Here is a 15898-nt window from a genome sequence, read left to right on the forward strand (position 1 = left end):
CTTTCATGGGCCGCTGATACCGTCAGGCGAGGAAGGTCGACATGTCCTTGCACACGGCACTGAAGGCCTCGACGAAATGCCGCGCCTCAGCATCGCTGAGCACCAGCGGTGGCTGGATGCGCATCACCCGGTTGTTGTTGGCGGTGACGAAAGTCAACACCCCATGCTCCCTCGACAGTTTGCTGACGAAGCGCAGCACGAACATCTCTTCGAAGTTTTTCTCCACCTCGCTGATGGCTTCCTCGATATGCCGCTTGGCCTTGCCTGACAGCATGCGATAAGTGCCCGCCGCATTCCCCGGAATACGGCTGGCGAACTCACGCACGAATGCCTCGACCCCACCGTGAAAGCTGTATTCGAACTCGATGGCGATCATCAGCCCGATGCCCCGCACCTCGCGGATGAACGGGTAAGCGCTGACCGCCTCGCGCAGCGCTTCCTTGAGTTGCCCGCCGACCCGCGCGGCATTGCCGGCCAGATCTTCATCGGCGATCACGTCCAGGGTCGCCAGGGCCGAGGCCGAGGCGAAATTGCCGCCGCCGAAGGTCGAGGTATGCAGGGCGAAGGTATCGATGCTGCCGTAAGCGCGGTCCCACAGCGCCGCGCTGGACAGGGTCGCGCCGATGGGCACGGCGCCGCCGGAGAGAGACTTGGACAGCACCAGAATATCCGGCACCACCGCCTCCCACTCGCAGGCGAAGAGCTTGCCGGTACGCCCGAGACCGGTCTGGATCTCGTCGAGAATCAACAGGCAGTCATGGACGCTGCACAGCTCGCGGACCTGTTTCAGGTAGCCGGCGGGAGGCAGTATCACCCCGCCCTCGCCCTGGATTGGCTCGAGGATAAAAGCACCGATATCACCCTGGCTCAAGGCCGCCTCCAGCGCTGCCAGATCGCCGAAGGGAATCGAATCACAGCGCGACAACAGCGGCTTGAACGGGTCGCGGTGTTTGTCGCGGCCAGTCACCGACAGCGCGCCCAAAGTCTTGCCGTGATAGCCGTTGTCGCAATACAGCACCCGAGGGCGCTGCATGGCGGCCATGGCCAGTTTCAACGCGGCCTCGATCGCCTCGGTACCTGAGTTGCTGAAGAACACCCGCTCCAGGTTGCCCGGCGCCAACTCGCTGAGACGCTGCGCCAGCAGGCTGGTTTGCAGCGGCACCGAGACGTACTGGACGAAAGTCGGGTGCTGCTGTTGCAAGTACGCCTGCAGCGCCTGGTTGATCCGCGGGTGGTTGTGCCCGGTATTCAGGCAGCCATAACCGGCGACGAAATCCAGGTAGCGGCCACCGTCCAGGTCGGTCAGCCAGCAGCCGCTGCCGTGGGTGAACACCCGCTCGATATGGTTGAACTGATAGAACTCGCGCAACACCGGATTGATGTGCTCGCCAAAACAACGCAGGGCTTCGGCGCGCAATGCTACCGGCTGGTCGACGGGCGGGGTTGCCATGGCCCGTCGATGGAAACGGCGCAAGGCCTGGAAGTCTTCTTCGCGCAGACGCTCGCCATAGGACGCCATGGGTGACGGTGAGAAACCATGCAACTCGGCGATCCGGCCGATTTCCAGCACTCGTTCCTCAGGCAGTTCACGGCCGATGGAAAACGCCTCGGCACGCCCCTCCAAGGCCAGCACCAGGGTTTCCGCCAGGCAGCCATTGAGGAATTTCTTCGGTGCCAGGCCCAGGGTCTCGGTGCCGAAACGCAGGGCTTCACTGGCCGAAACCAGGCCGCCATCAATGATCAGGATGTCTTTGCGATCATGCTGAAACGGCAATACATCCCGGGGCAAGGCTGCGTCCACCACCACCGAACCCGGTGCCAGCCGGTAGGGATCGATCACTCCACCACTGGACGTCGCGGCGACGTAAAAGCGCACCTCGTCGTAGCAGCTGTCGATGTCGGCGGTCATGCGCACCTGGCCGTGCATTTCCGTCGGCAGATACGCCAGGCTTTCGCGGCCTTGTTCGACGCTGCCGCGATGCACCAGGCGCAGACGGCAACCATCCCGGGCCAGCAGCTTGGCAATGACCAGGGCAATCGAACCCGGGTAACCGACCACGGCCACTTCACTGTCCGCTGGCGACACCTCCAGGCGGGCCATGGCTTCCAGCACATTCTTGTAGGCGGCGTAGGCCGTGAGCGAGTTGCCAGTGGTCACCGGCACGCCGCTGCGGTCCAGGGTCTGCAAACCGCGGTTACCGACGATCGCGGTAAAACCGCCCAGGCCGACCAGTTGCGCGCCCTGCTCTTTCAGGCTTTGCACGCCTTCGAGTACACGGCCGGCAATAGTTCGCGGCTGGCTGAGCATCTGCTCAGCGGTCAGCGGAAGGTAATGCAGGATGCCTTCACAGGTCGCGCCGGTGGCGCTGACGATGCGCCCGAAATCGGCGAACGGCACCAGGTTACGCGGCTGCCAGAGTTGGGCCTGATAACCACGGTCCTGCTCGACGAGGGTGCGGTCCAACAGGTCGATGATCTTTACCTGACGTTGCAGGGCGATGGAGGTTGGGTGGGCGATAAAACCGAATTTCATAGAGGTCTGTCCTGGGTTCTGGCTCATTGACGGTTCCAGGCGGTTTCGGAGACCAGGCTCAAGCCATCGCCTTCCGAGTTATGGGCCAGCAACACGTCGAAAATATTCAATTGTCCGGGGCGCGTCAGGGCGCTGCGCAGGTGCGCTTCATCGAAGCTCACCAGACGTTCGCGGTGCAGGCTGATCGGCCCGACTCGCTCCAGCGGTGCCGCCAACGGCGCCGCACTGGTCACCGCGACCTGTTGTGCGCCATTGTGAGCGTAGCGTTTGTCGAGGTAGGTCTGAATCAGCGATAACAGACCATTGGTGAGGTAGAACAGGGTGACGTTACGCTTTGCCGCCCCGGGATCCTCGGCCAGTCCCTGGGCCAGCCGCGCCTCGATATCCGGCACCAGCGCCCGGGCGCCGTCGCCGATAAAGGCCAGAACATTGCCAGTCCCGGTCACGGCGATATAGGGCAAAGCCATCAGCGCATCGCCCATCAAGGCGCGCCCGTACCACCCGGAAAAACCCGGATCGGTGCGCGGCACGTTACGCACCGCCGAAATGCCGCAGCGGCCTACGTCATACACGCCGATATAGCGATAGTCCTGCTGCTCGATCAGTTCGCGCACCAGGTTGCCCAAGCGGCGAAAGAAATAGTTGGAGGTCATCGGCAGGGTTTCGATGTGGTCCGCCGCCACGCTCTCGCTGGTGGCGGACAATGCGTTGAGCTTGGCCCGGCGCAAGGCGAGAATCTGCGGCTCGACCTGCAAGCCCCGTTCGATGTGATCGAGAAACACATCCAGCGGCACATCCAGGGCCAGGTCGGTAAAGGGCGAAAGATGTCGCGGCTCATGGTTGACCTGCACCACCCGCAACTGACGCTTGAGCTTGCCTTCGGAAAACGGCGTGGCAGCCTGGTCGACCTTGCCCTTGAGGAAGAACACGCAGTGGCTCTGCGGCCCGTTCAACTCGTGGTCGGTGTGCACGAACTGATAGACCCGGCGGCTGAAGCCATATAACGACAATGGCCCCAGGTAGTGCGGCACCGGCCGCCCCTCATGGTAAGGGCCGACACTGCCGGGCTGGGTGATGCTGTCGGCCAGACCGATGGCGCCGCGTTCGGCCAGGGCATGGACTCGCTGCCGCTGTCGCTCACTGAGCTTGCCGCACTGCCAGAGCAGGTGCAGCGGCTGATGGTTGATCAGATCCAGTGCCTGATCCAGCGCCTCGATCTGGGTGCTGTTCAGCAGCGTTGACGGGGTCGTCGGTGGCTCAGGCAAACGCACATCCAACGGCACCAGAGGCCGGGATTCGAGTACCCCCTGGGTGGCCAGGATGAACACCGGTTCGGGCCGTTCGGCGAGCATCGCGAAAGCCTGCTCCAGGCAGGCGCCAATCTCTTCGACCTTGCGGATGAACACCTGGCGCAACCCTTTGGCCTCGATCACCCGACGTCCGTCGTTGTCACCGTCATGCGTCCCCTGGAAGGCATACCAGACACTTTCCGGACTGTCGGCGCAAATGATCAGCCCCGGCGCGCCGAGGCGTTTGAGGTTGGCCAGGGTGCCGCGGAATTCATCGATCATGCCCGAGGTCACGGTGATCACATAAGCCCGCTCAAACAACTGCCAGCCAGCCATGGCGCTCACCGCCAGGCTGTGTTCGTTGCAACCACTGAGACAGCGCACGCCTGTGCCGGCGACGTTTTGCTGCATGGACTGGATCAACCCGGCCACCATCGAACCGGTATAGGAATGAAAGTCCCAGCGCTCCCGCCAGCGACTGCGCATAAAGCGCGTCACTTCGGTGGCCAGGCTCACCGACAACAGCGGACCGCTGATGGAGCGCGCCAGCAGGCGGTTGAAATGGGCATGCTCCAGGTGATCGAGGATGATCCGCAACAAATCCGCGCGCCGCGCCGCGCGATCCTCCCCCACCACTCGCAGATGGCGATTGCCACCGATGCGGTTCATCCACCCTGGCAAGGCCGACAGGCTGCAATACAGCAATGCCGAATGGGGCGACAGGCGCGCGTTCGGCGCGGTGGCGATCAGCTCATCAAAAGGGTCTTCGACACCGGCCTGAGCTTGTTCACCCAGGTCGAGAATGAACAGCTCGCTCGACAATCGCGGGTCGAGGTGGCGCAACCGTGATTGCGCCGCCTCGACCAAATCGAAGGTCATCAACCACAGATCGGGCAGCGCAGCGGTATTCGCCGGGCTACCCTGCAGATAGTTCCGGGCCTGGACCATCAGGGTTTCCAGCACTGCCTCGCTCCGGGGGCGTGGCCCCAGGGCACGGTGCATTTCTTCGCAGCCTCCGATCGTCAGTGGCCAGTCAGCGGCAGTGACAGGTGGCTGCAAGCCGGCCTGCAACTGCTCAATGACAAAGGTCACATCCTCGATCAGAGGCTCGGACTGGGTAACCAGACAGATACCTAAGGTTGCCTTCATGGACTCATCCTTACTCAAGTCAGACTTACGATTGAATGGCTCGCTGTTGGGACCCATGGCCCTCAACTCGAGCCGGACCGGGCGCCAACCGCCATGTTGGCGCCTCTTTGTAAAAACCGGCCGTGGCCACTGCGATCGAACGCCGGGCAGCCAGGGCCAGCGCACAGACCACGAACATCGCCAGGGACAGACCGGCCAGCATGCCCACATGGCCGCTGTGGTCGAGGAGCACCCCGGCGGCAATCGGCACCAGCATGCGTGTCAGCACGAACAGGCTGGCTTGCAGTCCGTAGTCGGCGGCTTGCCGATCTTCGCGGGAGAAAAACATCATCAGGGCGAAGACCAGTGTCGACACCGCGCCCATGGCCGTGGCCAACAAGAAAGCCGCAGCCACCAGCCAGGTCATCCCGGCCCGCAACCCCACCGCCGCTGTCAGCGCCAGCAGGGCAAACAAGGCCCAGAACATAAATAGCGGAATCGCCCGCCCCGCCCCCAGACGCTGAATCAGGCGACCACCCAGCAGGCTGGCCAAGGCCCCCACCACGCCGCCGCCAACGCCAGCAATCAAGGCCACTTGTTGGGCGGCCATGCCCTGGTCCAGCAGCAGGGGTTTGAGGTACAGCCAGGCGGCGCCGACAAAGGGAAAGCTGCTCAGCAGTACCCAAGTCCACAGACGCGCACCGGGTTGGCGGAAATAGCCCGACCAGTCGGCCAGCGAGGGTTTGTCCGGTGCTGCATGCTCGGCAAAGCCTTCGCGCAGCCAGGCCAGGGGCAGCAATGCCAGCAGCAGACCTGCGGCCATCAGCAGAAACGGCGCCTGCCAACCCCAGCGGTTATGCACCAGCAACATCACTCCGGCGCCGACAATGGCGCCGAGAAACAGCGCCGCCGAGCGAATGCCGCCGGCACGAATCCGCTCTGACGGCGGCAGCAACTTGATCGCCAGCGCATTGACCGGGATATCCGCCCAGGTCGTCAGCACCCCGGCGGCGAACGCCAGGCCGAACAGGTACACGCGATTGACCGTGATCGCCTGCTGGCTGACCACTACCAGCAACAGCGCCAGCAACAGGCACAGCCCCAGGGCCCATGTTCGGTAATGCCCGCGTTCGCCGCGATAACGCTGCACGGGCAAGGCCAGGAGGAATTTGAACACTGCCGGCAAGCCGGCCAACTGGAACAGACCGATGTCGGTGCCGGACCAGCCGTGTTCGCGCATCACCAGTGGCAACCCGAGCAGCAGATAAATGCTCGGCACCGCCAACACGAAACTCAGCCAGCCAAAAAGCAGTTGCAGACGCCAGGCGCCGGCATCGCGCTGGCGATTCATGAAGCACTCCGACGCGCCACCAGCACCGACACCGGCGTCATGGCGAAAGCCACTTCGGGGTAACTGTCGATATTGACGAAACCAGCCTGCTGCAAGGCTTCGCTCATGCCGCCGACGTGGGTTACTTGACGCCCGAGCATCTGCATTGACAGGTAATAAGGCATGACCCGCCGAGCGAGCTCCGGGTCTGCGGGGATTTCCGCATGGGCGCTGACCAGCACTCCGCCCGGGCGTAGCGCGGCATGAATCTTGGCCAGGGCCGCGGCCATGTCCGGGACGAAATGCAGCACCGAGGAACACCAGATCAAGTCGTAGCCTTCACCGATCGGATCGCTCGCCAGATCACCACCGCGTACATCCAGGCGCTGCTCCAGACCGGCCCGACGAATGTTATCCGCGGCCACGTTCACGGTCTGGGCGAAGTCGAACACCTCGCCGGTGAGCATCGGGTTGTCCCGGGCCAGAGCAATGGCCACCAGCCCCGGGCCACCGCCCAGATCGAGCATCCGCCGCACGGCAGGGAACTCCGGCACCTGAGCCATCAGGCGCAACGCCACCTCCACGGTGACTGCCCGTTGCTCCTGGGCAATCTGCAAGCGCGCCGCCATGGTCCAGTTGTCGATGGTGGTCGCCAAATTCGGCGCTTGGCCGCTGAGCTGACCGGTGCGCACCTGTTCGCCAAGCTGGCTGCCGAAATGCCGCAAGCCGCGCAGGCGAAAGGCCCAGGCGTCACCGCAATAATCCGCGGCGTCGGCTCGCAGGTAATCGCTGGCCACTGCGGTGTTGCGGTAATGGGGCGGCTGGTGATCGTCGCGCTCCAGCAGTTCCATGCTCCAAAGCGCCTCCAGCCAGTAGCCGGTATTGGCTGGGTCGAGCTGTAATTGCCGGGCAATCGCCAAGGCAGAGGTCGGCACTTGCAGCAGGTTGAACAGCTTCCACTCAAGGGCAATGCGCAGGGCATCGGCGCGTACCGCCGCGAGGGTCAGGTCCCAATAAGGTTGCAGGGGATGGGGGGATGCCAGGTTGATATCGTTCATCGTTCGCCGCTCATTATTTTCATCGTTCACAGTTCGTAGCTGACCCGCAGGCCAATCTCCCGCGGCGGGCTATAGACCCGGGCGGTGCCATTCAGGTAGCCGACGGCGTCGTAGCGCTTGTCGGCGGCGTTTTTCACGTAAGCGCAAATGCCGTAGTGGCTGAAGTCGTAACCGGCGTTCAGGTCGATCAGGCCGTATCCGCCACGGCTGTACTGGTTGGCCGAATCCAGGTAGGTCTTGCCGACGGCACTGATACCGCCCTGGGTGTACCAACCCGCAGGAGCGTCATAGCGCAGGCTGAAGTGGCCGGTGAAGTCCGGCGCGTAGGGATTGCGATTGCCCTGGTAGTCGTTGCTGCCTTCCCTGAAATGCTCGAAACGGGTGCGGTTCAGACCCACGGCGCTGACCACCCGCCAGTTGTCGGCGAGCAGGTATTCGGCTTCCAGCTCGAGCCCGGTAGAGCGCGCCGAGGCGGCGTTGGTGATGTACACCACCCCAGGCTGAATGATCTGCTGCACCTGCATGTCTCGAACGTCCATCCAGTACAGCGCCGCCGAGTAACGCAGGCGTTTGTCATCGAGCCAGCCCTTGGCCCCGACCTCGTAGGTTTTGACTTTTTCCGGGTCGTAGCCGGGGTAATTGGCGGCGCTGGAAAAGGCGTTGAAACCGCCGGCGCGGAAACCTTCGGCGTAACTGCCATACAGATAAGCGTCGGGCTGCCATTCGTATTGCAGCGCCGCCTTGGGGGTGAAGCGTTGCCATTTGTCGCTCTGGCGGCTACCGACCGCCGGGTCGATATGCACCTTGTCCTGCTCGGCCCGGGCACCGAGCGTCAGCGTCCAACGATCGGCCAGCGGCATTACCCATTGGCCGAACAGCGCCGTGGTATTGCCACCCAGTTTCACGTCAGTGCGGGTCAGGCGCAGGGGCAGTTTCTGTTCATAGGACAGGTCGTGATCGTCGCGATCGGCATAGGCGCCGAGCAGCCACTGGTTGTCGCGCCACTGACCTTCCAGGCGGAACTCCTGAGACAAGGTGTTCATATGAAAGTCGCGGACAAGGTGGAACAGGTCCGCCGGCATGAAATCCGTGTCCTGCCGGACCCGGTCGTAGAAGTCATTGCGCGCGGTGATCGAGCGCAGCTTCAAGCCGGAATCGAATTCATGCAGCACATCCAGGGACAGGCTGCGGCCGCTGGAGTGATTCCAGCTTGAAGTACCGGAACGCACCTCGCGCCGTGAGGAATTCACCGCGCCCCACTGTGAACCACCGTCGCGATAATCCTGGCGGCTGTAGCGCAGATTGACGTCAGTGGCCAAACCCGGGGTCCAGCGCAGAACCGTCCGCGCGCTGTGCCGTTCGCGGTCATCGGCCTGGCCGCCCCGCCAGGCGTTGTCGATAAAGCCGTCCTGCTCCAGCCATTGCCCGGACACTCCGACATAGAGAGTGTCCGGCACCAGGGCGGTACTGGCATCGGCGCTCAGGGTGCGTTGGTCGCGGCTGCCTACACCGGCTTCAAAACGCGCATAAGGCTCGGCGCCGGGTTGGCGGGTATGGATGCTCAGGACTCCGGCTTCGGCGTTGCGACCGTAAAGGGTCGACTGTGGCCCACGCAGGATCTCAATGCGTTCCACCCCCAGCAGGTTATGGTCAAAGCCCTGCCCCATCAGGGTCGGCACGCCGTCCACCAGCATCAGCATCGAAGATGAAAGCGCCGTTGGGCTGGAAGTCAGGCCGCGCACCACCGGCAGGTTGGTGCCAGATTGGCCGAAGGGCTGAAAGGTAAACCCGGGGGTGATCCGGGCCAGGCGCTCCAGATCATCGATGGCGCCCTTGCGCAGGTCTTCGCCGTTGAGCACCGACAGGCTGGCCGGGACCTTCTCCTGTTCCTGCTCGAACTTGTTGGCTGTGACGATCACCGACGGCAGTTCCGTCTGCGCGATCACAGTCGTCACACCACCCACCCAGCAGCCAACAAACAGCGTATAACCGCTGACTTCCAACACATGCTTGCTCATTGGCTTTCCCCATCAATGAATCAGCGCACTGCCCATCTGGAGATGGCAGTTGACTTGGAAACATGCTATTCATTAATGCGAATGCTTATCATGTAAATTAATATGGATTCTGGATCAATCCATATTCGAGCCGTAGCCCAATCAAGGAGGACAGTAAAAGTGGCGGTCTTACAGAGGATTTCCCAGTCGTATCGAGTCGCGTCAACGAACTCGCTGCAGGTCAGCAACGACGCTTGCGGCTGGATGCGCCAGCAATTGCCGGAAGAGTTGGGCGAGTGCTATTCCGAGCGTTTGTGCCTGGATGACGACCTGATGGTGGTGCGCTCGCGCTACCGCCCCACACGCAACCTGATCGAGGAAACCGTCAGCCCGCACAATCGTCATATGCTGGTGATCACCTTCGGCATGCAGGGCGACTCCGGGTACAAGGGCGCCGACGGCTCGGCGGTGTCGTTTCGCGCCGGTTACACCACCATCACCTCGTTCCAGCTGAGTCTTGGCGAGCGCTGTTATGAAGCCGGGGCAACGGTGTCCCAGCTGCGGTTGCTGATAGGCGAAAGCATGCTCAACAAATACATTGGCGAGCAGCGCACTCGCCAATTGCTGGGCAACGGCAATGTCCGCCAACTGGCGTTCCAGAAGACGTCCGCGGCCAGCGCCAGCCATGCCACCGCCCTGACTCGCTACCTCAACCAAGGAGTGACCGGCACCCTGGACATGCACATTCACACCCTGAGCCTGCTCTCCGAACAGCTGAAACTGCTGAGCCCCGCGGCCAGCGCCGAAAGCCTGCAGTTCAGCGCGGTCGACATCGAGAAACTCGACCGTGCCAGGGACATCATGATCGAGCAGATGGACCAGCAGTTGACCATTCCCTACCTGTGCGCTGCGGTCGGGCTCAATGAGTTCAAACTCAAGGAAGGCCTGCATTACCGCTTCAACTCCACCCCGCACCGCATGCTTCACGAGATTCGCATGCGCAAGGCATACACCCTGCTCGAGAGCGGTTGTCAGGTGGCCCAGGCGGCGTATCAGGTAGGTTACAAGTTCCCCAACAATTTCAGCGCGGCCTTTACCCGGTTTTTCGGCAAGCCACCCAAAACGGTATTTGGCAAGCGTCGCTGAGCAATCAGCGACGCGCTCCAGCAGACCTGACGTTCGTCGCTGCGCAATGCTCTCTTCCAGCACCCTTTATCAAACCGCGCTTCAACTCATATCAAAAATTGCTTTTAAAACAATCGGTTGAAGCGCGTTGATCGATTATTGGACAAAAGGCTAGATTTTTGACTAGTGGCATTTGACAGGCTGCCGGGAGTGGTCGATACCTAACAAGGTTGACGTATAACAAAGATGAAAGTCCGTTAGTGGATATACGCCACCCCCAGCTTGGTCACGATCGAAAAGTGCTTGTTTTTCAAAGGGCCGAAAGTTCGGCCCCCTGCGGTAGCTTTGGTCAACGCAAGACCATCACCCTATAGCGTTAAGTGATCTTTACACTTTTCACCAAGAACTCTTATTGCAGCACAACACAAACGAATTGCGCGCGCCCGATTGCTGACTCGACTTAGCGGCGCATGACATGTTTCATTATTGATACACCCGTTACAACAACTTAACACCTTCGCGATTCTTCTTTACACAAAGAGCCGGAATCGTAACGGTGTCCCTGATGCGTGAACAGGCGTGCTTAAACCAATGCTACGGAGCTTGCCAGTATGTTAACAAGTACCCAAAGCTCTAACTGGTATCTTTTGCAGTGTAAGCCACGTCAGGACGAACGGGCAAAAATCAACTTATTGCGACAAAACTACGTCATTTTTTGCCCGCAAATCATTAGCCAGCGCCTGATTCATGGCAAACCCCAAAACGCCCTTGAACCCCTCTTCCCGGGGTATCTTTTCATTCAGCTAAGCCGTGACGACAGGTGGGCACCTTTGCGCTCAACCCGGGGTGTCAGCCGAGTCGTCGATTTCAATCATGGCCCGGCAGTGGTCCCTGACGACGTCATCGAGCACCTGCGTAATCGATGCTTTAAACCACCAGAAATGCAGGAATTCCAACAGTTCAAGCCCGGAGAAGCACTGCAAATAACCCGAGGGCCGCTGTCAACACTCGAAGGTATTTTCCTGACCATGTTAGGGGACGAACGAGTCATGATTCTGCTTCACTTCCTGAATAGAGAACAACAAGTTCGTGTCCCGCTGACACACATTGAACGATTGCAGCCTCAAGTTTAAATCTGCTGACATACTATCTACAGCAACGCAGTCGACAACTATTTAATTAATAAATTTTTACACGCATAGCCCGCCATTACGCTTATTTAATTCGCCGCTCTTGAATCAAGTTAATAAACCTGACTTAGAAGCCTGCCTCATGAAGCCATTATGGATTTCACCTGGCTGTTCGCTGTTCATATTCAACCCTGTTTTTTCCGGTCTATAGTCATTGAATTCATCCTCAGGAGCAATGACATGACCCTCAAGACCCGCGGCCCTTTCGCACTGCTCATGATTTATTTATATCCCGGAACAGCCTGGAGTCTCGACCCCCAGTCCATTGATATATATGGATTCGACTTTACACCCACGCTGTTTTTTTCAGAAAGTTACGATGACAATTTCCGCGAACTGGAGCGGGGGCGTCAATCTTCCATGGTGACTAAAATTGCGCCCTCTTTCGAGCTGAAGGCTGAAGATCGCAACAGTGCCACCCGACTTATCTGGCAGCCTACCCGGTACATTTATCATGACGAATCGGATGCCTCGAATACGGCACAACGCGTGCGACTCAACAGCATCATGGAGTTCACCGATCGCCATCGCCTGAAACTTGACGCGGATGCACGTAAATATGAACGCACGACGTCGACCGCCGTCGATGGCATCAATGACAAGATTCGCAGTAACCGCGTCAATGGCCTCTATACCTATGGCGCCAGAAGCGCTGCCAATCAGATCGATCTCGGTGCCAGTTATGCGCAACTTCGCTACGACAATTCGGGAGGCATCAACGACGACAAAGAGCGCAATACCACTGGTCTGACCACCACTTGGTATCACCGCATCGGCAGCAATACGCGTGGGCTGCTGGAATACGACCATACCGACTTTGATTACCTGTCCAACAGCCGCCTCAACAGCACCTCCGATGCGGTCCTCGCCGGTGCCGAATGGGACTTCACCGCACGCACCTCCGGCAAAGTCCGCGTTGGTTACGAGCGCAAGAACTTCGATGACAGCAGCGTCGATGACCTCAGTAATCCGACCTGGCAGGTGGACCTGCGATGGAAACCACGAACCTACTCGACCTTTTCGTTTGTTGCCCGCCAGGCCATGGCCGAAGGCGACGATGGGGCTGATGCCGTCAAGACCACTTCGGCCCTGGTCGGCTGGCGTCATGGCTGGACCGAACGCATCACCACGGTGGCCGAAGCCGGGCTGTCCCGCTACGAATACGAAGGACAGGAGCGCACTGATGACCTTCGTGACTACAACCTCGCCGTGGAATACGCAATGCGCCGCTGGCTGGATATCGAGCTGGGCTATCGCTACCGCAACGATGACTCCGATGCCGACAATCAGAGTTTTGAACGCAACATTTTCTTGCTTAGCTTCAACGTAAGTCTCTAAGAGGTTTTCCCATGAACTCGCGAATGCTTGGCTTGTTGTTCGTGCCGTGGCTGTTGCCGGTGACTTTTGCAGCAGACCCCGGGGCCCAGTACAAACTGGCTGCCGGCGATGTGTTGCGCATCACGGTATTCGGTGAACGGGATCTGAGCTTCGAGAAAATCCGTCTCAACGATGCCGGGATGTTTTCCTATCCCTTTCTGGGGGAAATTGCCGCCAAGGGGCTCACGCCCAAACAGGTGGAAAAAGTCATCGTCGACGGGCTCAAGCAGGGTTATCTGGTCGACCCCAAAGTCAGCCTCAACCTGATCGTCTATCGCTCGTTCTACATCAATGGAGAGGTCAAAAAACCCGGCAGCTACCCGTTCGAGCCTGGGCTGACACTGGAGAAAGCCATCGCCCTGGGCGGTGGCCTGACCGAGCGCGCCTCGATCAAACGGGTAACCATCGTGCGCGGCGATGGCTCCCCAACACTGACCGACAAGGTCACGCGCAGCACCGCCATCGCCCCCGGTGACACGATCTCCATTGCACAAGGCTTTTTCTGATCATGGACAACAGCCCTAGCCTATATGTCGAGCGTCCGCTCCAGCCGCATGTGCCGCAGTATCAGCAGTACAGCGAGGAAAAGGACACCATTGACCTGCTCAAATACTGGAGGGTGATCTGGCGCGCCCATTGGAAAATCGGGTGGTTGATCGTGCTTGGCTGTGCGCTGGCGCTGGCCACGCTGTCGTTCATTCCCTCGCAGTACATCGGCAGCACCACGCTGCTGATCAAAGAAAAAACGCCCCCGCTGCTGACATTTCAGCAAGTCACGGATTCAAGCTCCGGTACCGTCGACTATTTGCAGACGCAACTGGCACTCATGCAATCGCGGGACCTGGCTGAACGCGCAGTCAAAAAGCTGAGCCTGACCACTCATCCGGTCACTGATCCACGTCAGCAACCGAAGTCCTGGTTTGCGCCACGGCGATGGTTGGCCGCGCTTGAACTGGACCAATGGCTGCCAGTACTGGGCCGTTTTATACCCGTGCAGGTGATGCCCTCCGAAGCCGATATCTTCAATCAAGTCACGCAGGATCTGATGCGGCGTACCCATGTCAAATTCGTCGGCAAGAGCCAGCTGATCAAGATAGAAGTGGAATTGCCCGACCCTGGTTTGGCTGCCGCTACCGCCAACGCCATTGCCCAAGGTTTCATCGATAGCCAGTTCGACAACAATCTAAGGTCCTCACAGAGCAATACCAGCTGGATGAATTCACGCCTGATCGAGTTGCGCAATAACCTGCGCACCGCCGAAAACAAACTTCAGGCCTATCGGGAAGCACAAGGCCTGGTTGACGTCGGCGGCGTCGGCGGTGTCGCCACCATCAGCGCCAATGAACTGGAAATGACCGGCAACCGCATGATCGATGCCCGTCGTAACCTGGCAGAAGCCGAGAGCCGGTTCCGCCAGGTACAGACCTTGAGCAATGGCAACCTGGGCAGACTGTCCAGTGTGCCGGCCGTCTTGAGCAATCCTCTGGTGCAAAAATTCCAGGCGCAACAGGCCAAGGCTCAAGCCAAGGTCGAAGAACTGTCCGGGCGCTATGGTCCAAAACACCCGACTCTGGCCGCCGCGCGCGCCGAGTTGCGTACGGCCACCGACAGCTTGCGCCTGCAAGTTCAACAGGTGGTGGCCAGTATCGAACAGGATTACCAGCTAGCCCGAACCAGTGAAAACTCACTGCGTCAATCATTCAACAGCAACAAGGCACAGATACAGGACATTTCGCGCAAGGAGTTCCAGCTGCGTGAGTTCCAGCGTGAAGTCGACAGCAGCCGCGCGCTGTATGAGACCTTCATCACCCGTTTGAAAGAAACCACGGCCACGGCCGACATGGACGCTACCAAGGCACGCATCATCGACCCTGCGATTGTTCCTCTGGAACCGAGCAAGCCTCGTAAAACATTGATTGTGGCAATTGTTGCCGTCGTGGCGGCACTGATCGGTGTTGCGTTGGCATTGCTCTCCGAAACCCTGAACAAAACCTTCAAGACCGACGAAGCGATCGAAAGCACACTTGATGTTCCCCTGCTCAGCGTGGTGCCGCTGGTCACCAAGAGAAGCCGCCGGCAACTGGCGCGACTGTTCGACGACAACGACCATCCGCGTTTTTGCGAGACCATTCGCAACCTGCGCACGTGGCTGATGTTGCACGGCGGCGACATGCCGTCACAGGTAGTACTCGTTGCCTCGACCATGGCCGAAGAGGGTAAAAGCACCATCGCCAACAACCTGGCTTACTCGCTCACAATGCTCGAGCGTGTGTTGTTGATCGACGCCGACATGCGCAAACCCAGCCTTTCGCTCAACTTCGATTTCCCGGAAGATGCCCCGGGGTTGGCCAATGTCCTCGCGGGCACAGCGCGGCTCGAGGACTGTATCCGGACGGTCGGCAATCTCGACATGTTGCCAGCCGGCAAGTTATCGCCGCCACCGCTGGATCTGCTCAGTTCGCCGCGCCTGGCCCCCCTGCTCAAGGTGCTGAAGTCGCGCTACCAACGCATCATCATCGACTCCCCGCCGGCACAGATGGTCAGCGATGCCCTGTTGCTGGCCAAGCATTCGGACGCGGTGATCTACGTGATCAAGGCCGAAAGCACACCCGTCAGCCAGGTGCAGAAGTGCCTTGCGATTTTGCAGCAGAGCCGTGCGCCGGTGTTTGGTGTGGTGCTCAATCAGGTTGATTTGCGCAAGGCGCGCAAGCAGGGCTACAGCCATTCCGATACGTTCCAGAACTACGACTACATGTCCAGGTAGAACCTTGCGCCTGTCTGTGCAGTAGCCTCCTTTCACTATCCTCCAAAGCTGCCTCATCCAGTCGAGCTATACCAGCGTGCGGGAACGAGGGCGCGCAATAATCCGGC

At 59.9% G+C, this 15898-nt stretch carries 10 protein-coding genes; 5 read left to right on the plus strand and 5 right to left on the minus strand.

The features are described from left to right. Positions 1-22: 22 nt before the first annotated feature. From CKW20_RS16330 to CKW20_RS16350, 5 genes are read right to left on the minus strand one after another with little or no spacing between them, the layout of a single operon-like run. The gene (locus tag CKW20_RS16330; RefSeq protein ID WP_095053852.1) at positions 23-2533 is read right to left on the minus strand and encodes an aminotransferase class III-fold pyridoxal phosphate-dependent enzyme; all 2511 of its coding nucleotides are present in this window, start codon (positions 2531-2533) and stop codon (positions 23-25) included. A gap of 23 nt (positions 2534-2556) precedes the next feature. Then, complete coding sequence (locus CKW20_RS16335; protein WP_095053853.1) at positions 2557-4971, minus strand: decarboxylase; 2415 nt, start codon at positions 4969-4971, stop codon at positions 2557-2559. Positions 4972-4996: 25 nt separating this feature from the next. Further along, positions 4997-6301 carry an MFS transporter gene (locus tag CKW20_RS16340; protein ID WP_095053854.1) on the minus strand — a complete coding sequence of 435 codons (1305 nt, stop codon included), beginning with the start codon at positions 6299-6301 and terminating at the stop codon, positions 4997-4999. Next, on the minus strand, positions 6298-7338 hold the full coding sequence (locus CKW20_RS16345; RefSeq protein WP_095053855.1) for a methyltransferase: 1041 nt from the start codon (positions 7336-7338) through the stop codon (positions 6298-6300). Before CKW20_RS16345 ends, CKW20_RS16340 begins: the two co-directional genes overlap by 4 nt. 26 nt (positions 7339-7364) lie before the next feature. After that, positions 7365-9356: a TonB-dependent receptor gene (locus CKW20_RS16350; RefSeq protein ID WP_095053856.1), complete on the minus strand. Its 1992-nt coding sequence runs from the start codon at positions 9354-9356 to the stop codon at positions 7365-7367. Positions 9357-9515: 159 nt separating this feature from the next. Here CKW20_RS16350 and CKW20_RS16355 point away from each other — a divergent pair, with 159 nt between their 5' ends. From CKW20_RS16355 to CKW20_RS16375, 5 genes are all read left to right on the plus strand, one after another. Continuing rightward, positions 9516-10481 carry an AraC family transcriptional regulator gene (locus CKW20_RS16355; RefSeq protein ID WP_095053857.1) on the plus strand — a complete coding sequence of 322 codons (966 nt, stop codon included), beginning with the start codon at positions 9516-9518 and terminating at the stop codon, positions 10479-10481. Between the two features lie 590 nt (positions 10482-11071). Further along, a complete protein-coding gene (rfaH, locus tag CKW20_RS16360; RefSeq protein ID WP_095053858.1) occupies positions 11072-11593 on the plus strand; it encodes a transcription/translation regulatory transformer protein RfaH in 522 nt (173 codons plus the stop codon). A 237-nt stretch (positions 11594-11830) separates the two neighbouring features. After that, positions 11831-12988 (plus strand): outer membrane beta-barrel protein, encoded by a 1158-nt coding sequence (locus CKW20_RS16365; RefSeq protein WP_095053859.1) that lies wholly within the window; start codon positions 11831-11833, stop codon positions 12986-12988. 11 nt (positions 12989-12999) lie between these two features. Then, positions 13000-13533 (plus strand): polysaccharide biosynthesis/export family protein, encoded by a 534-nt coding sequence (locus CKW20_RS16370; RefSeq protein WP_095053860.1) that lies wholly within the window; start codon positions 13000-13002, stop codon positions 13531-13533. A 2-nt stretch (positions 13534-13535) separates the two neighbouring features. Continuing rightward, a complete protein-coding gene (locus CKW20_RS16375; protein WP_095053861.1) occupies positions 13536-15791 on the plus strand; it encodes a polysaccharide biosynthesis tyrosine autokinase in 2256 nt (751 codons plus the stop codon). The last annotated feature ends 107 nt before the right edge of the window (positions 15792-15898 follow it).

This window comes from Pseudomonas sp. Irchel s3b2, assembly GCF_900187445.1.
Lineage (GTDB): Bacteria > Pseudomonadota > Gammaproteobacteria > Pseudomonadales > Pseudomonadaceae > Aquipseudomonas.